Annotated in this window: 19 protein-coding genes; 9 read left to right on the forward strand and 10 right to left on the reverse strand. The window is 73.4% G+C overall.

Annotated features, from left to right (window positions below; genetic code table 11):
• Positions 1–68 precede the first annotated feature (68 nt).
• The 3 genes from ACFQ58_RS01570 to ACFQ58_RS01580 form a co-directional block, all read right to left on the reverse strand.
• A complete protein-coding gene (locus ACFQ58_RS01570; RefSeq protein WP_376948860.1) occupies positions 69–3,026 on the reverse strand; it encodes an AAA family ATPase in 2,958 nt (985 codons plus the stop codon).
• A gap of 77 nt (positions 3,027–3,103) precedes the next feature.
• The gene (locus ACFQ58_RS01575; RefSeq protein WP_376948862.1) at positions 3,104–3,280 is read right to left on the reverse strand and encodes a hypothetical protein; all 177 of its coding nucleotides are present in this window, start codon (positions 3,278–3,280) and stop codon (positions 3,104–3,106) included.
• A 549-nt stretch (positions 3,281–3,829) separates the two neighbouring features.
• Complete coding sequence (locus ACFQ58_RS01580) at positions 3,830–4,534, reverse strand: pyridoxamine 5'-phosphate oxidase family protein (protein ID WP_376948864.1); 705 nt, start codon at positions 4,532–4,534, stop codon at positions 3,830–3,832.
• Positions 4,535–4,613: 79 nt separating this feature from the next.
• On the opposite strand from ACFQ58_RS01580, the gene ACFQ58_RS01585 reads away from it, so the two are divergent.
• The 4 genes from ACFQ58_RS01585 to ACFQ58_RS01600 all read left to right on the forward strand — a co-directional run bounded on the left by ACFQ58_RS01585 (position 4,614) and on the right by ACFQ58_RS01600 (position 10,143).
• Positions 4,614–6,080, forward strand: coding sequence for a PLP-dependent aminotransferase family protein (locus ACFQ58_RS01585; RefSeq protein ID WP_376948866.1), 1,467 nt, complete (start codon positions 4,614–4,616; stop codon positions 6,078–6,080).
• 32 nt (positions 6,081–6,112) lie between these two features.
• Positions 6,113–6,511 (forward strand): hypothetical protein, encoded by a 399-nt coding sequence (locus tag ACFQ58_RS01590; RefSeq protein WP_376948868.1) that lies wholly within the window; start codon positions 6,113–6,115, stop codon positions 6,509–6,511.
• Positions 6,512–6,595: 84 nt separating this feature from the next.
• Positions 6,596–8,734: a S9 family peptidase gene (locus tag ACFQ58_RS01595; RefSeq protein WP_376948870.1), complete on the forward strand. Its 2,139-nt coding sequence runs from the start codon at positions 6,596–6,598 to the stop codon at positions 8,732–8,734.
• Between the two features lie 92 nt (positions 8,735–8,826).
• A complete protein-coding gene (locus ACFQ58_RS01600; RefSeq protein ID WP_376948872.1) occupies positions 8,827–10,143 on the forward strand; it encodes an FAD-binding oxidoreductase in 1,317 nt (438 codons plus the stop codon).
• 61 nt (positions 10,144–10,204) lie between these two features.
• Here ACFQ58_RS01600 and ACFQ58_RS01605 read toward each other — a convergent pair whose 3' ends face one another.
• Both ACFQ58_RS01605 and sigK read right to left on the reverse strand, forming a co-directional pair.
• A complete protein-coding gene (locus ACFQ58_RS01605) occupies positions 10,205–11,038 on the reverse strand; it encodes an anti-sigma factor domain-containing protein (protein ID WP_376948874.1) in 834 nt (277 codons plus the stop codon).
• Complete coding sequence (gene sigK, locus ACFQ58_RS01610) at positions 11,035–11,625, reverse strand: ECF RNA polymerase sigma factor SigK (RefSeq protein ID WP_376950317.1); 591 nt, start codon at positions 11,623–11,625, stop codon at positions 11,035–11,037. Before sigK ends, ACFQ58_RS01605 begins: the two co-directional genes overlap by 4 nt.
• 164 nt (positions 11,626–11,789) lie before the next feature.
• Here sigK and ACFQ58_RS01615 point away from each other — a divergent pair, with 164 nt between their 5' ends.
• Together ACFQ58_RS01615 and ACFQ58_RS01620 are read left to right on the forward strand one after the other, a co-directional pair.
• Positions 11,790–12,203, forward strand: a complete 414-nt coding sequence (locus tag ACFQ58_RS01615) for a DUF4383 domain-containing protein (RefSeq protein ID WP_376948876.1) — start codon at positions 11,790–11,792, stop codon at positions 12,201–12,203.
• 8 nt (positions 12,204–12,211) lie between these two features.
• Positions 12,212–12,781: a hypothetical protein gene (locus ACFQ58_RS01620; protein ID WP_376948878.1), complete on the forward strand. Its 570-nt coding sequence runs from the start codon at positions 12,212–12,214 to the stop codon at positions 12,779–12,781.
• Positions 12,782–12,813: 32 nt separating this feature from the next.
• Here ACFQ58_RS01620 and ACFQ58_RS01625 read toward each other — a convergent pair whose 3' ends face one another.
• The 3 genes from ACFQ58_RS01625 to ACFQ58_RS01635 all read right to left on the reverse strand — a co-directional run bounded on the left by ACFQ58_RS01625 (position 12,814) and on the right by ACFQ58_RS01635 (position 15,193).
• Positions 12,814–13,473 carry a DUF1349 domain-containing protein gene (locus ACFQ58_RS01625; RefSeq protein WP_376948880.1) on the reverse strand — a complete coding sequence of 220 codons (660 nt, stop codon included), beginning with the start codon at positions 13,471–13,473 and terminating at the stop codon, positions 12,814–12,816.
• A 46-nt stretch (positions 13,474–13,519) separates the two neighbouring features.
• Positions 13,520–14,170 (reverse strand): hypothetical protein, encoded by a 651-nt coding sequence (locus ACFQ58_RS01630; protein WP_376948882.1) that lies wholly within the window; start codon positions 14,168–14,170, stop codon positions 13,520–13,522.
• A 96-nt stretch (positions 14,171–14,266) separates the two neighbouring features.
• Positions 14,267–15,193, reverse strand: coding sequence for an NAD(P)-dependent oxidoreductase (locus ACFQ58_RS01635; protein WP_376948884.1), 927 nt, complete (start codon positions 15,191–15,193; stop codon positions 14,267–14,269).
• Between the two features lie 141 nt (positions 15,194–15,334).
• Between ACFQ58_RS01635 and ACFQ58_RS01640 the strand changes: the two genes are divergently transcribed.
• Positions 15,335–15,700 carry a hypothetical protein gene (locus tag ACFQ58_RS01640; RefSeq protein ID WP_376948886.1) on the forward strand — a complete coding sequence of 122 codons (366 nt, stop codon included), beginning with the start codon at positions 15,335–15,337 and terminating at the stop codon, positions 15,698–15,700.
• A 157-nt stretch (positions 15,701–15,857) separates the two neighbouring features.
• Here the strand turns inward: ACFQ58_RS01640 and ACFQ58_RS01645 are convergent, their stop codons facing one another.
• Positions 15,858–17,432, reverse strand: a complete 1,575-nt coding sequence (locus ACFQ58_RS01645) for an FAD-dependent monooxygenase (protein WP_376948888.1) — start codon at positions 17,430–17,432, stop codon at positions 15,858–15,860.
• 176 nt (positions 17,433–17,608) lie between these two features.
• Between ACFQ58_RS01645 and ACFQ58_RS01650 the strand changes: the two genes are divergently transcribed.
• A complete protein-coding gene (locus ACFQ58_RS01650) occupies positions 17,609–18,157 on the forward strand; it encodes an RBBP9/YdeN family alpha/beta hydrolase (RefSeq protein ID WP_376948890.1) in 549 nt (182 codons plus the stop codon).
• Here the strand turns inward: ACFQ58_RS01650 and ACFQ58_RS01655 are convergent.
• A complete protein-coding gene (locus tag ACFQ58_RS01655) occupies positions 18,123–19,004 on the reverse strand; it encodes a DNA/RNA non-specific endonuclease (RefSeq protein WP_376948892.1) in 882 nt (293 codons plus the stop codon). The two genes, ACFQ58_RS01650 and ACFQ58_RS01655, sit on opposite strands and share 35 nt — an antisense overlap.
• 127 nt (positions 19,005–19,131) lie before the next feature.
• On the opposite strand from ACFQ58_RS01655, the gene ACFQ58_RS01660 reads away from it, so the two are divergent.
• Positions 19,132–20,778 carry a molybdopterin-dependent oxidoreductase gene (locus ACFQ58_RS01660; RefSeq protein WP_376948894.1) on the forward strand — a complete coding sequence of 549 codons (1,647 nt, stop codon included), beginning with the start codon at positions 19,132–19,134 and terminating at the stop codon, positions 20,776–20,778.
• The last annotated feature ends 39 nt before the right edge of the window (positions 20,779–20,817 follow it).

Raw genomic sequence — 20,817 nt, forward strand, 5'->3', positions numbered from 1 at the left:
AGCGTCGTCGTCACGCCTTCTACGCTAGCGACGGCAGCTGGGAACGCGCTCGGGCCGCGGCCGGACGATCACCGCGCGACGCGTGCCAGGAACACCGCCTCGGTGCGGCTCGAGGCCCCGAGCTTGCGGAGGATCGCGGACACGTGCACGCTCGCGGTCTTGCCGCTGATGTAGAGACGCTCGCCGATCTGCCGGTTGCTCAGGCCCTCGGCGATGAGGTCGAGCACCTGGCGTTCGCGGGCCGTGAGCTCGGCGACGGCGTCGGCCGCATCGTCGGCGCCGGCGACACCCGCCGAACCCCGTGAGACGTCGCCCGACGTGGCGCCGTCGAGGCCGATCGCCGCCTGCATCGCGACGCGAGCGGTGCGCGTCTGGACGGCGGTCACCCCGCCCGCGACGGCCGCGTCGAACGCGGACTGGAGCGCCTCGCGGGCGCCGGTGCGATCGCCCTCGGCGAGCAGCGCCTCGCCGAGGCGCAGTTCGGCGTACGGGAGGAGGAAGCCGGGTGCGGTGTCGGCGCGCGCCGCTTCGGCTGCCACGCGCCACGCGGCCTCGGTCGGCTGCAGTTCGGCCTCGACGAAGGCGGCCCACATGGCGTGCGTCGGCCAGAACGCGAGCCGGTCGAGCAGGTCGCGGAGGGCGGGCTCGGCGTCGAGGATCTCGGCCGCCTCGGCCTCGGAGACCCGCATGGGGTCGGCGCGGACGGCGGCGATGACGCGCGACAGCGCCCAGAAGAGCGGCTCGGCGTAGCCGGCGAGCGGGAGCTGGTCCTCGGAGAGGACACTGCGGCCGTCGCGCCACGCCTGCGAGACATCGCCGACCGCGAGCCCGATCTCGACCGCGACGCGCCCGACGCCGAGGCGCGTCTGCATCTCGACCGCCATGATCGGCATCATCGTCGCCCGATAGCCGCGCAGGAGCTCGGCGGCGCGCTCGGCGTCGCCGCGCCAGACGAGCGCCCACAGCTTCGCACGCTGCAGGTACACGCGGAACGGCGCGGGCGGGTCGAGCGCCAGGCCGCGCTCGATCAGGGCGTCGGCACGATCCCACTCGCCGAGCGCGAAGAGCGGATCGACCGCGTTCGAGGCGAGGATGACGCCCGAGCTGCGCTCGACGCCCTGCCGCCGTGCGCGTTCGAGCCCCTCTTCTGCGAGTCGGACTGCCTCGTGGTGGTCGCCGACGAGGTTGCGGAGGTCTGAGGCGTTGACCCAGTAGCGCAGCAACGCGGAACCCTCGCCCTCGGCGAGCTCGCGAGCGCGCTCGATGTCGACCAGCGCACGGTCGACCTCGCCGCGCGCCGCGCGGCTGACGGCGGCGATGTTCATGGCGACGGACGCGTACCGCGGGAAGTCGATGCGCTCAGCGAGCTCGAACGCCTCATCGGCGACACGAACGGCGTCGTCGATGCGCGCCTCGATCATGAGCCGGCCGGCGAGCGCGGTGAGGATGGTAGCTCGCAGGTCGTCGGAATCGTCGGCTGGCAGCGCCGCGAGCGCCTCTTCGAGGATCGCGATCGAACCCGGACGCCCGACACCGGCGAGGTAGAGCGCCTTGTCGCGCAGCAGCCGGGGATACTGCTCGTCGTCGGGCGGGCACTCCGCAAGCGCGGCCTTCACGAGCGCGAGGCTCCGCTCGCCCTCGCCCGCGTGGCGGAGGTAGGACGCGGTGCGGCCCATGAGCTCGAGCTTTCCCATGCCGGAGACGCGCTCGGGGTCGGGCACGCTCTCCCACAGCTCGAGCGCGCGCTCGCCCAGCTGCGCCGCCGAGGCGTACGCGACCGCCGCGCGCGCCTCGCGCATGGCCTGGATGGTCGCCGGGAATGCCCGCACCGGATCGTGCGCGCCGAGCCAGTGGTAGGAGATCTCGGCCGCGAGTCGTCGCCCGCCCGGCGCCGCGGCCTGCGCCTCGTACGCCTCGGCGTACCGCGCGTGGAATCGCGCCCGCTCCCCCGGCAGCAGGTCGGCGAGGATCGCCTCGCGGACCAGGGCGTGCCGGAAGGCGTAGTCGTCGCCGTCGATCTCGATCACGCCGTAGCGCACGCTCTCGCGGGCCGCCGCATCGAGCGCCGCCTCGTCGCCACCGTCGACGGCCGAGAGCAGCGAGTGCGGCACACGCACGCCGCCCGTCGAGAGCAGGCGGAGGAACGCCTGCGCCGCGTCGGGGAGCCGCTCGTATCGGGCCAGCAGCAGGTCGCGGAGCGTATCGGGCACGAAGCCCTCGTCGCGGCATCCGTCGATGCCGATCAGCTCTTCGACGAAGAAGGGAACGCCGTCGCTGCGCAGGAAGACGGTGTCGATCGCCTGCTCGCTCGGCGCCTCGTCGTCGATGAGGGTGCGGACGAGCTCGCGCACCTCGTCGTGCGTCAGGCGGGCGAGCTCGCGTCGCTCGACCCATCGGTCGCGCTCGGTCTCGCTGAGGAAGCCGCGCAGCGGATGGCCGCGCGTGACCTCGTCGCTGCGGTAGGTGAGGAGGAGCAGCACACGGCTGGATCCGAGCGAGCGCAGCAGGAAGCGGAGCAGGGCGAGCGTCGCCGCGTCGACCCAGTGGAGGTCTTCGATCACGAGCACGATCGGCTCGTCGCGCGAGAGCGTCTCGAGCAGCACCGCGACCGCCTCGTGCAGCTGCCCGCTGCCGGCCCCGCCCGGCGTGATGACGACCTCGCCCGTCGTCGCGCCGTTCGCCGCGAGCTCGGGCAGCAGCGCGATGAGCGCCGCACGACCGGGGCCGACGGCCTCGAGCGCCTGGTCGGCGCCGACCTGCGCGACGAGCGCGCGCAGCGCGCCCTTGATCGGGGCGTACGGCGCGGCGACGTCGCCGAGGTCGACGCACTGCCCGAGGATGAGCCGCACGTCGGGGCCGAGCCCGGCGGTGAACTCGCGGATCAGCCGGCTCTTGCCGATGCCCGCCTCGCCGCCGATGATCGCGGTCGCGGGCGTGCCCGCACGCACGCCGTGGAGGAGGTCGCTCAACCAGGCGAAGTCGGTGTCTCGGCCGATCATGGTGGGGCTCGACGGGGAGCTGGTCACTCGACCATCGTCCCACGCACCGACGACATCGGCGTCGGGTCCGAAGACCCGACGCCGATCTGCGACGTGGTCGACGCTCATCGAGCGAACTGGGGCGCGTGGCCGATGCGGTGACGGCGACGCGCGACGCGCGACGTGCGCGATGCGAGGCGGGCGCGCTCGGCGGCCTCGAGGCGCATGGCGAGCTCGTGCTCCGCGCGCTGCACGTCGGCGTCGAGCAGTCGAAGTGCGATGAAGCCTGCTGAGTGCTGCATGGTGTCCTCCTGGTCCGGGGCGATGATCCGATGGTGCGCCCTAAGGCGGTGGCGGTTCATCGGGCGATGTTCCTATTTCGTCGGGCCGAGGCGGTGAGGGGGCCTCAGGCCGGCAGAGTGCGGGATGTCCGGGTCGCGCTCCGAGCCTCAGTGGGCGAGGGTCGTCGTGCGGTGGTAGCCGTCGCGACGGAACTGGATCACCGCGGCAACGGTGGCCCACACCGAGATGAGGCCGAGCACGAGCATGGTGGCGAACATCACGCACCTCCTTTCATTGCGTCAGGGGTCGATCGGTCATGGTGCGAGCGTGCTCGCTGAGGTACCCGGGGTGCATCGGGCGATCTGCGTATTCCGCGGCACGAGACAGGTGAGGGGGCCTCAGGCGAGGCGGGAGCGGTGCGGAGGTCGGGTCGCGACGGCGCTCAGTGGGCGGCGGTCGGGGTCCGGCGGTAGCCGTCGCTGCGGAACTCGACGAGCGCAGCGGTGACCGCCCATCCGACGATGAGTCCGAGCACGAGCAGGGTGGCGAACATCACGCACCTCCTTCCATCATCCGAGCCTGTCGGATGGCGCGACGCGGGTCGTCAGCGCGATCACGGAATCGGGCACGGGCGTGCCCTCAGGGGTCAGCCCTGAGGCGATGGGCGTGCCCCACCGGCGCTCGAGGGGGACCACGCCGGCCCACGTGGCGTGGTCCTCGCCGTCGTCCGGCTCCTCAGACGGTCCACCCGAGCGCTGCTTCATGACGACGTCGTCGAGCGCGAGCCGCAGCACGCGCGTCGCGGCGACCTCCTTGCGGCGCGTTCCGCGCACCTCGGCCGGGCGGCCGGGCATGAGCCGCTCCGAGAGCGCGATAAGCGCGTCATCCGACTCGTCGGCCGGCACGGGCTCGAGCACGCCCTGGATCGTCGCGCTGCGGTAGTTCATCGAGCTGTCGAACAGCGATCGCGCGTACACGAGGCCGTCGAGGGCGGTGACCGAGAACACGACGGGCAGGCGAGCGGATGCCGCGCGCAGGGCGAATCCACCGCCGGTCGAGCCGTGCACCAGCACGTGGCCGTCGACGCGGGCGAAGCCCATCGGGACGACGACGGGCACGCCGTCGAGCGCGACCGCGAGGTGTCCGACGAGCTCGGAGTCGAGCAGCTCGTGGAGGGCGAGGCGGTCGCTCGTCTGCCGGTCGGGCAGGCGGCGGACGCGCCGGGCGGTGGCGGTCGTGCGGGAGGGTGCGGCGGGGGTCGCGATCGAGGTCATGCGATTCAGTGTGCGCGCCGCGCTGGTATGGTGAGCAGACCAGTTGTCGCGCATACGACCAGTCCAGTTGGAGGTCGCCATGGACGGACCGCTCCTCGTCATCGACCGGGACGACGCGAGCCCGCTCGGCGCACAGCTCGTCGAGGGCCTGCGCCGAGGCATCCTCGACGGTCGGCTGCAGGCCGGCGACCCCGTGCCCTCGACGCGCTCGCTCGCGACCGAGCTCGGCGTCGCCCGCAGCTCGGTCGTGGCCGCCTATGAGCAGCTCGCGGGCGAGGGGTACCTCGAGGTGCGCCAGGGGGCGCCGACCCGCGTCGCCCCGCTCGCGGCGCACGCTTCCGCGATGGCGCCGGGCCGCTCGGTCGAGTCGGTCGCGCCGGAGTCCGCTCCTGCTCCGAGCGCCGCTGCGGGCGGGGACGGCGAGCTCGACCTGCGACCCGGACGCCCCTCGACCGCGCGGCTCGACGAGCGCGCCTGGCGCTCGGCCTGGCGTCACGCCGCGCGGGTCGCAGTGCCGGGCGACACCGCCCCTCCATTCGGCGAGCGCCGGCTGCGATCCGAGATCGCCGACCACCTGCGCCACGCGCGCGGCGTGGCCTGTTCGCCCGACGACGTGGTCGTGACGGCGGGCACGAGCGATGCGGTGGCGTTGCTCGCGTCCGCGCTGCGGGCGATGGCGGGCGGTACGCCGGTGGTCGCGGTCGAGCATCCGGGGTACCCGTCGGCGCGGCGGGTGCTCGAGCGGAGGGGCGCGCTCTTGACGGTGCCTGTGCCGGTGGACGCCGACGGCATCGACGTCGCGGCGCTCCGCGCCATCCGTCCCACCCCCGACGCGGTGATGGTGACGCCCAGCCACCAGTACCCGCTCGGCGGACGGTTGCCGGTCGCCACGCGCCTGGCCCTGCTCGAGTGGGCCGAGGCGTCCGGCGCGTTCGTGATCGAGGACGACTACGATAGCGAGTTCCGCCATGTGGGCACGCCGCTGCCGGCGCTCGCCTCGCTCGACCGCGCCGGACGGGCCGTGCTCGTGGGCAGCTTCTCGAAGGTGCTCACGCCCTGGCTGCGGCTGGGGTACGTGGTGCTGCCGGCGAACGCCGGCCTGCGTGATGCGATCGCCGCGGTGCGCGAAGACGAGACGTGCCCCGTCCCGGGGATCGCGCAGGAGGCGATGGCCTCGCTGCTCGCGACCGGGGCGGTGCGGCGGCACATCGCGGCAGCGCGACGCGACTACGCGCATCGGCGCGAGCTGCTGCTCGCCGAGCTTTCGGGCATGGATGGCGCGCCGCTGTCGGGCCTCGACGGCGGGCTGCACGCCGTGGTCGGCCTCCCCTCGCGGGCGCTCGCGGCGCGGGTCGTGGCGCGGCTCGCGGCCGAGGGGGTGCTCGTCTCGCCCCTCTCGGACTACTCGGCGATCGCCGGCGAGGGTCCGTCCGGTCTCGTGCTCGGCTACGCGTCGCCGCCCGACGCCCGCCTCGCCGGCGCGCTGCGTGTCGTGCGCGCCGCCGTCGAGCACGAGCTGTCGCGCCGTCCGCACCGGTGGGTCTAGCCTGAGCGCGACGAGGCGGTAAGGGGGATCGGGTGAACGAGATCGTCACGCTCGAACCGTGGAGCCCACTCCCGCTCGTGATCCCTGCGCTGATCGTGCTCGCCGGCGTCGTCGTCTCGATCATCGGCACCCACCGCCGCATCAAGCCGCTCCGGGAGACGGGCTACGTGGCGATCGTGTTCGGCGCCCTGGCGGCCGGCGGGATGACCTACTCGATGTCGGGCATCTGGGACACCGAGCAGCGCACCGACGCCCTCGTCTCGCTCGGCTACGAGACGCCCACGTTCAGCGCGAGCATGGGCCTCGGCGCCGGCGAGGCACCGCCCATCGCGTTCCAGGCGGTGCGCGACGGCGTGCGCGTCCGCGGGGTCCTGGTGCACGTCGAGGACGACACGTGGCAGGTGCAGGAGATCGCCGAGGAGGAGGACTGAGCCGGGGCGCGGGCCGCGCCATCCGCTCGGCCGATCACGAGGGGCGGATGTCGCGACCGCGACGGTCGGCGTAGCGTGGGGGTCGTGCTGACTCCTCCGGTGACCGAGAAGCGACCGACCGAACGCACCCACCACGGCGACGTGGTGGTCGACCACTACGAGTGGTTGCGCGACAAGGACGACCCGGCGGTGATCGCGCACCTGAACGAGGAGAACGCCTACACCAAGGCGCGCACGAAGCACCTCTCGCTGCTGCAGGAGCAGGTGTTCGAGGAGATCAAGCGGCGCACGAAGGAGACCGACCTCACCGTCCCGACGCGCGAAGGCACGTGGTGGTACTACTCGCGCACGGTCGAGGGCCTCCAGTACGCGATCCACTGCCGCGTGCCCATCACGACGCCCGACGACTGGGAGCCGCCCGCGGTGCCCGAGGACGGCTCGCCGCTGCCGCACGAGCAGGTGCTGCTCGACGACAACCTCGAGGCCAAGGGGCACGAGTTCTACGCGCTCGGCAGCTTCGACGTGACCGCCGACGGCGCGACGATGCTCTACGCGGTCGACGTCGAGGGCGACGAGCGGTACACGCTGCGGCTGCGCTCGATCGACGGATCGGGCCGCGAGTTCGACGACGAGATCCCCGGCACGGCCGGGGGCGCGGTGTTCGAGCCATCCGGTCGGTACCTCTTCTACGCGACGGTCGACGACGCGTGGCGACCCGACACGATCTGGCGGCACGAGGTCGGCACCCCCGCCTCGGCCGACGTGCAGGTGTTCCACGAGCCCGACGAGCGATTCTGGCTCGGCGTCGGGCTCATGCGCAGCCATCGCTACCTCGTGCTCGAGGCCGGCTCGCACATCACGAGCGAGACCTGGCTCCTCGACACCTCCGAGCCCACGGGCGAGTTCTCGGTCGTCTGGCCGCGGCGCGAGGGCGTGGAGTACGACGTCGAGCACGCCGTCGCCGGCGGCCGCGACCGCCTGCTCATCGTGCACAACGAGGGCGACGCGGTGAACTTCGAACTCGTCAGCGTCGCCGTCGACGACCCCCAGGGGCCGCGTCGGATGCTGCTCCCCCACGACCCGCGGATGCGGATCGAGGGCGCGCACGCGTTCCGCGACTTCGTCGCGCTCGAGTACCGTCGCGACGGCCTGCCGCGCGTCGCGATCGCGAAGGTGCCGCCGCAGGGCCTGCCCGACGACGCGACGCCCGACGACACGCTGCACGAGCTCATGTTCGACGAGGAGCTCTTCTCGGCCGGCGTGGGCGCGAACCCGGCCTGGGAGCAGCGGTCGCTGCGGATCGGCTTCGGCAGCTTCGTGACCCCGTCGACCGTGATCGACGTCGACGTGCCGACCGGGCAGCGCACCGTGCGCAAGCAGCAGCCCGTCCTCGGCGACTACCATCCCGAGCGGTACGCGCAGAAGCGCGAATGGGCGAAGGCGCCGGATGGCACGAAGGTGCCGATCTCGCTCGTGTACCGCTCCGACCTGGTCACCCTCGGCGAGCCCGCGCCCATGCTGCTCTACGGCTACGGCTCGTACGAGCACGCCATCGATCCCGGCTTCGGCATCCCCCGGCTGTCGCTGCTCGATCGGGGAATGGTGTTCGCCGTCGCGCACGTGCGCGGCGGCGGCGAGATGGGTCGGCTCTGGTACGAGCACGGCAAGAAGCTGCACAAGCGGCACACGTTCACGGACTTCATCGCCGCGGCCGAGCACCTGATCGACCGCGACATCACCTCGCCCGACCACCTCGTCGCGCAGGGCGGATCGGCCGGCGGACTGCTCATGGGGGCAGTCGCGAACCTCGCACCCCGCCTGTTCGCGGGCATCGTGGCCGAGGTGCCCTTCGTCGACCCCCTCACGTCGATCCTCGACCCGTCCCTGCCGCTCACCGTCATCGAGTGGGACGAGTGGGGCAACCCGCTCGACGACCCCGAGGTCTACGCGTACATGAAGTCGTACGCGCCCTACGAGAACGTGCACGCGGTGCAGTACCCGCGGATCCTCGCGATCACGTCGCTGAACGACACGCGCGTCCTGTACGTCGAGCCCGCCAAGTGGGTGGCGAAGCTGCGCGAGGCCGGCGCCGACCCGCTGCTGAAGATCGAGATGGCGGCCGGGCACGGCGGGGTCTCGGGGCGGTACGCGGCGTGGCGCGAGCGCGCGTTCGCGAATGCGTGGGTCATCGACGCGGCGGGCGCGCACCCGAGCGGCGAGTAGGCCGCGCCCCCGCCAGGGATGGCGGGATGTGGGCGATTCGTGCCCTGATCGGGGCTCGTGGGATGTCGGTGGGACTCGGCAGACTGGCCCCCATGTCGTTCATCGCCGATCTGAGCCAGCGGATGCCGCAGCGCGTCCATGCTCCGGGCACCCCCGAGTACGAGGCCGGCGCGGCCGTCTTCGGCGCCGCGGGCACGCCTGACGCCGTGGTGCGTCCCACGTCCGCCGCCGAGGTCGCCGAGGCCGTGCGCGCCGCGGTCGACGCCGCCGTGCCGATCGCGGTCCGCGCGGGCGGCCACGGCTCCGATCCGGCCACCGGCGGCCTCGTGATCGACCTCGGCGAGCTGAACGGGGTCGAACTCGCCGGCACCGACGGGCTCGTGCACGTGGGCGCGGGCGCCAGGTGGGGCGACGTGGCCGCCGCCCTCGCACCGCACGGCCTCGGCATCACGTCGGGCGACACCGACGACGTGGGCGTGGGCGGGCTCGCACTGGGCGGCGGCATCGGCTGGCTCGCACGCACGCACGGCCTGACCGTCGACATCGTGCGCGAGGTCGAGCTCGTCACCGCCGCGGGCGAGGTGCTCACGGTGAACGCCGAGACGCACCCCGAGCTGTTCTGGGCGCTGCGCGGCGGCGGCGGCAACTTCGGCGTCGCCACGCGGTTCACGTTCCAGGCCGCCCCCGTCGACGGGCTGGTCGGCGGGCACCTGCGATGGGAAGCATCCGACGTTCCCGCGGTGCTGCGCGCCTGGCGCGACGTGCTGTTCGCCGCGCCCGACGAGTTGAACGGCACGCTCCTCGTGATGCCGCCCCTCGTTCCCGAGATGCCCGCCGGGCCCCAGTTGTCGGTCGCCCTGCGTGGGTCCGAGGCCGAACTGCGTGCGCTGCTCGAGCCGATGACGTCCCTGGCCTCGCTCGCCGAGGAGTCGCTCGGTCCCGTGCAGTACGTCGACCTCCTCGAGGCGGCTCCCCCGGGCAAGCCGCCGTTCCTGTTCGTCGGCGGCAACGGCTTCGCGCCCGACCTCTCCGACGCAGCGCTCGACGCCTTCGCGCGCGCCGTCGACCGCGAGGTCCCGACGATGCTCCTCATCCGCGCGCTCGGCGGCGCGTTCTCGCGGGTCGCGCCCGACGCCACGGCGATCGCGCAGCGCGACGGCCAGGCGCTCGTGGCGATCAACGGCATCCTGCCCCTCGACGCGACCGACGAGCAGGTCGCCGCCGCGCGGGTCGCCGTCGACGCGGCGATGGCGTTCACGACCGGCAAGTACGCGAACTTCACGCCCGAGTTCGGCGACGAATTCCTCGGCGACATCTTCCCGCCCGCCACGCTCGAGCGCCTGCGGGCGGTGAAGCGCAAGGTCGACCCGGGCGACGTGTTCCGCGCGAGCCACCACATCGCGCCGTAGGCGCGCGGCGACGCGGTCAGCGCCACGCGCGGGGATGCGTGAGCCGGGAGGCCGGGGACGCTCAGGTGGGGATGACGGCGACCGGGTCGGTCGTGGGGCGTTCGGAACCGCCCGCCGGCTCGACCGTGAGACCCACCACCACGCCCGGCGCGAACTCGCCCTCGAGCAGTCGCCATGCCTCCTCGTCGTGCACGTCGAAGGTGCCCGCGGAGACCGCCCCCTCGTCGTCGATGTACCAGAGCTCGTAGGTGCGATCGTCGCCCACATCGGGCAGGCCCTCCGCGACGATGGCACTGCGCCGCTGCTCAGCCGACCATACGAGCGTCACCTGGCCACCGGCCGCGGCCTCGACCGTCGCCCGCTCGGCATCCGGCGCGTCGGCGAGTGCTGCCAGCTCGCGCTGGGCGCCCCAGCCGTTCGGCCCCGGCCAGTTCACGCCGACGACGACACCGGCGACGAGGAGGAGCAGTGCCGCCGCCGACGAGAGCACGACGGCGAGTCGGCGTCGCCTGCGTCGGGCCGCGAGCTCATCGACCGGCGCAGGGGACGCCGAGGCCATCGGCTCGGGTCGCTCGACGCGATCCGCCGGCACGACCTCGACGACCGGGTCATCGGCGCTTCCGCCGTCACGCGGCTGCTCCTGGGGGTGCTCGTCGAGCCGGGCGAAGAGATCGGCTTTCAGGCTCTGCGGCGGAGTGATCGGCGGAACCGCTTCGCCGAGCGAGCTCGCCGCCGATCGGAACGCCTCGACCTCGGACCGGAGCTCGGGCGAATCCGCGAGCGCGCGCTCGAACCGGCGGCGGTCGGCTTCGTCGAGCGCTCCGAGCGCATAGGCGGCGGCGAGTTCTCGAAGCTCGCCCGTCGGCTGGGCCGCGGCATCGTCGGCTCGGCTCACGTCGTCACCCCCAGCAGTTCTCGCAGTCGGATCATGCCATCCCGCAATCGGGTCTTCACCGTCCCGAGCGGGAGCCCGAGGCGAGCAGCGATCTCGGACTGGGTGAAGCCGCCGTAGTAGGCCAGCGCAAGGCACTCCCTCTGGGCGGGGCCGAGCTCAGCGAGCGCGCCGCGCACCCGATCGTGTTCGACCGCGATCTCGGCCGCCTCGGCGACCTCGTCGACCGGGACGTCGACATCGCGGATGCCGGTCCTGAGGTCGCGTTCGCGCGCCGCGTGCACCGAGCGCACCCGGTCGACGGCACGGCGGTGCGCCAGCGTGAGCAGCCACGCCGCCGCCGCACCCCTGGCCGGATCGAATCGGGCCGCGGTCTGCCAGGCCTCGAGGAACACGTCCTGCGTCACCTCCTCGGCTTGCGCCGCGTCCACGAGCACACGGCGCACCAGCCCGTAGACGCGGGGTGCGGTCTCGTCGTAGAGGCGGCTGAATGCGCCGCGGTCGCCGGCGGCGGTCGCGATGAGCAGAGCATCGAGCGTGGTGGACGACGTCTCCGCGGGCTCGCCGGTGTCGACCACGGAGTCCAGCATGCCAGACCCGCTCGGCCAGGCGAGCGCGAGCACGGGATACCTCCTTCCTCGGTCGATCGTGATTCGGAGCCGACGGCAGAACCGATTGGTCGGGCAATCCGGCGAGGCGGCCGCTCCGAACCACGATCAGAGGCGGCATCCGCCGCCGTCCCGAAGGAGGAATCATGTCCCGCTCTCCGAACCGCATCATCGCCACGGTGTTCGGCGCCGTCTACCTGCTCGTCGGCCTGCTCGGCTTCGCCGTCACGGGCGGAATCGGCTTCATCGCGACAGAGGGCGGCCTGCTGCTCGGCGTCTTCGCGGTCAATCCCCTGCACAATGTCGCCCACCTGCTCATCGGTGGAGCGTTGCTCATCGCCGGGGTTGCGAGCGCTCGAGCGGCGAAGCTCGTCAACACCATCGTCGGCGCGACCTACCTGCTCCTCGGCGTCGTCGGCTTCTTCCTCGCCGGCACCGCGGCGAACATCCTCGCGTTGAACACCGCCGACCATTTCCTCCACCTCGCCAGCGCGATCGTGCTGCTCGCGGTGGGCCTGGCCACTGAGCGGGCCGGCAGCGCGCGCCCGGCGACGGCGTAGGGGCTGTCATGGCCGGTCCGACGGCGTCGATGGTCCGGAGCCTCGTCCGGAGTTGGCCCATGCTCTCGGCTCTCGGCGCCGGGCTGGTGCTGATCGCGGTGGCGGCCGGTGCGCTCGAGGCGGCGGCCTCGGCGGCGGGGGGTCCGGCGACCGGGCCCGGCGGCGTCGCCGTCGGGGCCGGCCTGGTCGGGTGCGGCATCGCCGCGTTCGGCTGGGCCCTGCTCGCCCTTCGTTCCGGTCGGTCGCCGGCGCCCCGCTCGGTGCTCGCCTCGGCACTGGGTGTCCTGGGGCTCTCGGCCGCGCTGGTCGCCTCCGGTGCCACGCCGATCCTCGAGGTCGCCGCGCTTCCGTTGCTGGTGGCAGATGTCTTCGTCATCGCGGTTGCGGCCGGTGCTGCGGCCGAACTCCGCCGGATGCGGCAGCGCCGCACCCTCCCCGCCCGCACCTCGGTGATCGGCGTGCTGGTCGGCGCCGTGCTGGTCGCGGCACTGGCGACGCCGGCGCTCGCCGCCACGCCGGCCGGCGATCTCGCGGTCCCGCATGGCGACGGACACGGCATGGAGCACCGACACCCCTGAGCGGCTCGACCAGAGCCGGCCGCTCACGCGGATCAGCCGGCGGGCGGGTCCTCGTGCAGGTCCACGTCGGGCGCCACGAACGCCCAGCGGGTGAACCGCACGTTCAGGCCTTCGCGCATCGGCGCGCAGACGAGCGGGCCGGCGGTCGCGGCATCCGCGTCGAACGGCGCGACCCGGATGGTGCGCCACTCCCCCTCATCGGCACGGGCGCGCAGCGTGACCGCGTCGCCCTCGACGCCCGACCGGCTCGCCCGGATGGTGACGATGCGACCCGCCCAGTCGGGCACCGGCGCCAGCGACCAGTCCGAGACCCGATTCGTCACGACCGCGCCGACATGGGGCACGCCGTCGTTCATCTCGATGCCTGCCTTGACCCAGACCTCGTCGCCGGCCTGCAGCATGAGGCCCGCCTGGTCGTAGAGCCCATCGAGCGTCGACGTGTCGAACGACACCTCGACCGCGGCATCCGTCGGCCAGGGCGCGAGCAGCGCATGACCGTCGTCGTGCACGAACCCGTAGTGGGTTGTCCGCCAGAAGTCGCTGCCCGCCGCCGCCTCGACCACGATGCCGTCACCGTCCGCGCGAACGGCGACGGGGTCGCGCGTCCATCGTCCGGCGTCCCACGGGGCGGCGCGCACGGACCCCTCGGACTCGGGTGCGACGCGGTCGGGTTCGTCGGCTGCGGCGGTCATGCGACCACGGTAGCCTCGCGCACCCGACACGACACGGGGTTGCGCCTCAGTACTCGGGGATGGATTCGACCGCGCGCTGCGCCTCGAGGCGGGCGAGGTCGCGCAGGAGATCGTCGGCCACGACCTCCATGCGCTCGGCGCGGTGGTCGGCGTAGTCGGGCTCCTCATCGAAGCGAGGCCAACGCCGGTCGAGCTCCTGCTCGATCGCGGCGCCGAGCTCGTGCCACGCGTCGTCGCGTGCACGGTCGACCAGCTCGGCGATGTACGCGTCGTCGGACCGCTTGGTCCAGAGCTGCTTCGCGACCTCGGCGTGCACCTTCTCGCGCCGGCGCAGGTTCAGCAGGTCGCCGCGGTGGTAGTCGTGCTGGTGCTGCGACCGGCCGTCGCGCTGCGCGGCGGTCTCGCGCTCGGCGGCGAGGTGCTCGGCGCCCTCGTCGGCCTCCTGCACGAGCTCGTACAGCACCGCACGCGCCATCCCGGCCGCGCGCTCGTCGGAGTACGGCTCGTCGCCCCGCAGCGCGCCCACGATGAGGCGGTTCTTCAGCGCCATCCGGCCGGCCGACTCGGCCATGAGCAGGCCCTCCTCGAGCATCTCGTCGAAGGTCGCCTCCTTGCGCTCGGGCAGCGCGGACCGGTCGAACGGCGCCATCTTCAGCCGCTCGCGGCGGCGCCGCCACGGAAGCCTCAGCCGGACCATGCCCACCTCCTCGCCTCTGCTCGCGTCGCCCCTTCGAGGGTACCGAGGCCGGGTGAACGGATGCCGCGCACCGGCGCCACCGGCACCCGCGACCGCTCAGGCGGCGGGGTCGAATCCCGGCGTCTTCCCATCGCGCCCGACGTACTTCACGACGAGGCTGCAGTCCCGGTCGCCGTAGCCCTCGTCGATGAGCCGGGCGAAGCGCTCCATGGCGAGCCTTCCGGCGGCGAGGTCGAGTCCCGCGGCGTCGCCCGCGGCGAGCGCGTAGGACAGGTCCTTCTCGGCGAGCCGGGTGGTGAACGTCGCGTCGAAGTTCCGGTTCGCGGGGCTCGTCTCGACCACGCCCGGTACGGGGTACCAGGTGCGCAGCGGCCACGAGTCGCCCGACGACACGGTCGCGAGGTCGTGGAACACGACCGGGTCGAGGCCGAGCGCCTCGGCGAGCCGGGCGCCCTCCGACGCGGCCTGCAGCGTGATGAACAGCATCAGGTTGTTCGCCAGCTTCGCCGCGATGCCCGCGGTCGGCCCGCCGACGACGAACACGTGGCCGGCCATCGGCTGCACGAGCGCGGCCGCCTCCGACGTCGCCTCCTCGTCGCCGCCGAGCATGAAGGTGAGCGAGCCGGCGTGCGCCCCGGCGATGCCGCCCGACACGGGCGAGTCGACGAAGCGGACGCCGCGCGCCGCCGCCTCCTCGTGGCAATCGCGGGCCGTCTCGACGTCGACGGTCGAGGTGTCGAGCACGAGCGTGCCCGGCCGGACCACGTCGAACAGGCCCGTGTGCTCGGCGTCGCCGATGAGCACCTGGCGCGAGTGCTCCGAACGCGGGAGCGAGGTGAACACGGCGTCGGCGTCGCGTGCGGCGGTCGCGGCATCCGCCACCAGTCGAACGCCGGCGGATGCCGCGTGCTCGGCCATGCGCGGATCGACGTCGAAGCCCGCCACGTCGTGCCCGGCCTCGACGAGGTGCGCGGCCATGGGCGCCCCCATATGCCCGAGCCCGATCCACCCGATGACGGCCATGGCGTCCTCCTCGACGTCGCGTCGCGACCTCGTCGTCGCGCCTGTTCCCACGCTACGACCACGACACGCGCTGCGCGACTCGCCCCGCACCTGCGTGCGGTGCGGGCGCGCGTGTGGTCGGCTGTGATCAGGGGTGCGCGCATGACGAAGCCATTCGGAAGCCTGACCGACGACGAGGTGCAGCACGCGGGACGCGTCGAGTTGCGCCGGGTCGTCGTGACCGACGACGTGGAGTCGTGGGACCTGGTGCTGTACGCGGCCGGCGGCATCGAGCCCATCGCGGTCGACGCGTTCAGCCTCGACGAACTGGCGCGCATCAACCCGCCGTCGTCGCGCGACCTGGCCGACGGCGTCGCGAAGGTGGTGCTCGGATGCCACGGCCTCAAGCGCATCGAGGCGTGGACCATGTCGCGCGACGCGACGAGCTGGTCGGCCCGCGTCGCGGTCGTCCCGGTCGCCGCCTCAGCGGAACCCGCTGAGCCCGCGGACCCGGCCGCTGCCGGCTGACGCGACCCGCGATTGGACGCTGCCGCCGGCGGCGCGCCGACACTGTTTCCGCTTCTGCGAACCGGGACCGAAGTACCGAAGTACCGAGGTGCCGAGGTGCCGACGTACCGAGGTACCGACGTACCGAAGTACCGACGAACTGACGGTCCGAAGATCTTCAGCCGGCGAGCTGCTCGCGGAACGACGCGGGCACTGCGCCCGGGCGCCCCGCGCGAGCGGCCCGCCCCGCCGTGACGCTCGCTTCGGCGGCGACGAACCCGTCGGGCCGCACGAGGTAGAGCCGGTCCGAGCGGAGGCGCCCGTTCGCGTCGGGCGCGAACACGTGGTGCTCGATCCCGAGCCGATCCGCGACCGAGGCGACGAGATCGGCGGGCGCGCCGTAGCCGTGCACCTGCCACCGCATCGAGCGGAGCGCGTCGAAGTTGGACGCGTCTCCGCCGGCGTACGGCAGGCGCTTGCCCACGATGTCGTCGCGCGCCTGCGAACGTGGGGGCCTCGTCAGCGACATCCGGTACCTGATGCGCGTCTGCGACAGGAAGCCGAACAGGCGGCGCCCGCCGATGATCCTCGGCAGCACCCGGATCCCGAGCGGACCAATGGCCGGGATGGCGCGCCCGCGGATGAACCGGGTGAGCACGGTGTCGGCGGTGACCAGCCCGAACAACCGGTCCGCCGTCGCGACGAGCTTCCGGGCGACCGGGCGGCGTTCGGCCTCGTACCGGTCGAGGCGGCGATCGGGCATCCCGCCGACGAGCACGTCGGCGAGCGCACATGCGAGGTCGTGCGCGTCCTGCAGGCCCGTGTTCATGCCCTGCCCGCCGACCGGCGAGTGGATGTGCGCGGCATCGCCGACGAGGAAGCACCGCCCGTCGCGGAACCGCGCCGCGACCCGGTGGTGCACGCGGTACGTCGCGAACCAGGCGGACGACCGGTACCCGACCGTGAAGCCGCGCGCGATGCGCGACCGCACCAGCCCCTCCGGGAGTTCGCCCCCGGCCGCGAGGTCGGTATCGCGCACGACCCCGAGGATCCGCGCGTGCCCCGGTTCGCCCATCGGGAAGGACAGCAGGAGGTCGTCGGGCGCCATCCGGATGTTGACCCGCCCGTCGACCAGGCCGCTCGCGCCGATCGCGTCCGCCACGAAGTACGTGTGCGGGTTCGCGACGCCTTCGAAGGGGATGCCGCGGAGCTCGCGCACCGCCGAGTGGGCGCCATCCGCCCCGATCACCCAGCGCGCCTCGACGGTCACGGGCCCATCGGGCCCATCGAGCCGGGCGGTGACGGATGCCGCGTGCGGATCGAGCGTCACGAGCCGGTGACGCCACCGCACCTCGCGCCCCCGCTCGGCGAGCCCGTCGACGAGGATGCGCTCGTTGCGACTCTGCTCGAGCATCGTGACGTCGGGGAACGGCGTGACCGTGCGCCCGAATCGCGCCAGCGGGAACTCGCCGAGCACGCGGTGCCGGAAGCACAGCACCGCCCCGATCGCCGCGCCGCGCTCGGCGAGCACGCGGTCGACGAGGCCGATCTGGTCGTACAGCTCCATGGAGCGGGCCTGCACGACGAGGGCGCGCGACTCACGGGTCGGCCCGTCCTTGCCGTCGACGATCACGGCGTCGACGCCGAGCTTCGCGAGCACGTTCGCGGCCATGAGCCCGCTGGGTCCCGCGCCGACCACGAGCACATCGGTCCGGACGGTCTCCAGGGGCGCGGCGGTCTCGGCAGCGGCCATGCCTCCACCCTGTCATCGACGCGATCGCGGACGGAACCCCTGAAATCCGATGACGGAGTGCGTCATCCGCTTCTGGATCGGCCCCCATCGGTGCCATGCTGGAACGTACCCGGACGAGGGCGCCCAGCGCGCCCCCTCTTTCGTCGCCCCGAGGAGCCCGCGTGCATCATTCCGTCATGGTCCCCGGCATCGGCGGTTCTGCCCCGGCGCACTGGCAGTCGCGCTGGCAGGGCGTCATGCTCGACGCGCACCGCATCGAGCCCCGCTCGTGGGACGAGCCCGACCTCGACGACTGGGTCGACGCGATCGATCGCGCCGTGGGGCGCGCCCATCCGGCGCCCGTGCTCGTCGCGCACAGCCTGGGTTGCCTCGCCGTGGCGCAGTGGGCGGTGCGGACGGATGACGCGGCGTCGCGCGCCGCGGGCGCGTTCCTCGTGGCGCCGCCCGACCCCGTCTGCCCGGAGTTCCCGACGCAGGCTCCGACGTTCACCGTCGCGAACGCGCCGCTGCCGATCCCGGCGCTCGTGCTCGCCTCGTCGGACGACCCGTACTGCACGCTCGATCGCGCTGCGAACATCGCCAGGACGTGGGGTACGCAGTTCGTCGAGCTCGGTCCGCGTGGTCACGTGAACGTCGAGAGCGGCTTCGGCGAGTGGCCGGAGGGCCTCCAGCTGCTCGAGGACTTCGTCGTCACGGCCCGAGCATCAGCTCCTCAGGCCGGCTGACCTCGCGCCACGCGTCGGCATCGACGCCGGTGCCCACGGGCGCCTCGCCCGGCGGGATCGCGCCGGCTCGCGCCATCCGGTCGGCCTCGACCAGCACGGGCATGACGAGCCCGGTGAGTGCGGCGACCGACGCGACGGGCACCTGGAACGTGCGGAACGGCCCGAGATCCGGCACGGCCACGGCGCCGTCGGCGAGCCGTCGCCGCTCGCGTTCGGCCTGCTCGGCGCGAGCCGCCTCGGAGAGGTCGAGCACGGGTGACTGGTCGAGCACGAACCCCGCCGTCGCGAGCTCGTCTCCCGACCGCCACGCGACGACCTTGACGAAGCGCAGCGGCACGCGGATGCCCCGGTAGGGCGGGTCGCCGACCGCGAGGACCGGCGCGGTGAACACGCTGAGCCGCTGCGCGTGCACGCGCGCGTACTCGAGCACGTGGTCCTCGAGTCCGTTCCAGAGCTCGAGCGACTGGTTGAACTCGGCCTGCTGCGGAGCGGCGTTCGGATAGCGGAACGTGTCGGCGTTCGCACGCCTGGCGACCTCGGGCGGGCCCCACACGGGGTCGCGTCGCCGGACGAGGTGGCCCCGGTCGAGGTCGTTGCGCGCGTACACGTCGGGGCCCGTCTGCCAGTGCTCGGGCACGCGCGCGTCGAACCGCCAGTCATCGCCGCGCTCGACGTCGACGAGGGCCGCGCCGTCGACGTTGACGCCGGTGATGCGCGCGAGCCGCCGTCGCGTGTCGAGCACCACCGTGAAGTGCAGGTAGTCGAGTCCGACGGATGCCGCGGCATCGGACTCGGGCACGGTCGGCATCGCCGCGTGCAGACCCAGGAACCGCGCGTCGAAGCCCATGCGTCCAGCACAGCATGCGCCGCCGACACGACGGTGCGAGGATCGAGTCGGAGGTCCACTCGAGCGGCCGCCGCGACGCACCACGACGGCGGGCGACCGCCCGCGGACCGGAGGGGCGGGAGCGGCCATGGCGGAGCCGGCGACGACGGGCGCGACACAGCCGTCGGGCGCGACACAGCCGTCGGCTGCGACGCGACCTCCGTCGCCGCAGTCCCGTGATCGGGCGACCTCGGCGTGGGCGGCAGTCTCGGGCGTGATCGCCGCCGCGGCGTTCCTCGCGGCCGCCGAACTCGCGGCCGTGTTCGCCGCGCGGGACGCCAGCCCGATCGTCGCGGTCGGCGCGTTCGTGATCGACGTGGTGCCGCCGGCGGTGAAGGACTTCGCGATCGCGGCGTTCGGCACCGCCGACAAGGCAGTGCTGCTCGGCAGCCTGGGCGTCGCGGTCGTCATCGCGAGCGCGATCGCGGGCGTGCTCGAGCTGCGGCGCCCGCCCTGGGGCGCCGTGCTGCTCGGCGTGGCCGGCGTGCTCTCTCTCGCGGCGATCGTCACGCGAGCCGGCGCCGCGGCGTTCTCGTGGGTGCCGCCGGTGGCCGGCACGATCGTGGGCGTCCTCGTGCTCGAACTGCTGGTCGGCCGGCTCCGGCGCGGGCGCGACGCGACGACGACGGGCGCGGCGGATGGCACGCGCACGGGCACGGGCACGGTCGACCGTCGGGGGTTCTTCGTGGTTGCGGCGGTCGCCGCGGCATCCGCCCTGGTCGTCGGGATCGGCGCGCGAGTGTCGAACGCGGCGAGCGCCTCGATCGATGCGCTCCGCAGCGCGCTGCGCCTGCCGGCCGCTCGACGAACGGTGGCGATCCCGGCCGGCGCCCAGCTCGGCGTGCCCGGCATCACGCCGCTGTTCACGCCGAACGCCGAGTTCTACCGCATCGACACCGCCCTCACCGTGCCGGCGGTGGATCCCGCGACGTGGCAGCTCGTCGTCGACGGCTTGGTCGGCCGGCGCGTCGAGCTGTCCTTCGACGACCTCCTCGCCATGGGCTTCGACGAGTACGCCGTCACGATCGCCTGCGTCTCGAACGAGGTCGGCGGCGGCCTGATCGGCAACGCGGTCTGGCTGGGCGTGCCCGTGCGCGACATCCTCGCAGTGGCCGAGCCCGAGCCGGGCGCCGACATGGTGCTCTCGCGCAGCGTCGACGGGTTCACCGCGTCGACGCCACTCGACGCGCTCACCGACCCCGACCGCGATGCGATCCTCGCGGTCGGCATGAACGGAGAGCCGCTCCCGCTCGAGCACGGCTTCCCCGTACGGATGGTCGTCCCCGGCCTCTACGGCTACGTCTCCGCGACGAAGTGGCTGGCGGAGCTGAAGGTCACGACGTTCGCCGCCGACGAGGCGTACTGGACGCCCCGCGGGTGGAGCGCGACGGGGCCGATCAAGCTGTCCTCTCGCATCGACTCGCCCCGCGCCGGCCGCACCGTGCAAGCGGGCCGCACGGCGATCGCGGGCATGGCCTGGGCGCAGCACACGGGCATCGATCGCGTCGAGGTGCGCGTCGACGACGGGCCGTGGCGACGTGCCGAGCTCTCGACCCCGGTGAATCGCGACACGTGGGTGCAGTGGATGCTCGAATGGGATGCCGCGCCCGGCACGTACGACCTCACCGTTCGCGCCGTCGACCGCGACGGCCGGGTCCAGGTGCGCGAGTCGGCACCGCCCCCACCGGATGGCGCGACCGGATGGCACCGCGTGCGGATCACGGTCGCGGCGTAGCTCGGCTGATTGCGCTCGGGCGCTGCCGGTCCGGGAGGG

Source organism: Agromyces sp. NPDC056523, from assembly GCF_042794545.1.
Lineage (GTDB): Bacteria > Actinomycetota > Actinomycetes > Actinomycetales > Microbacteriaceae > Agromyces.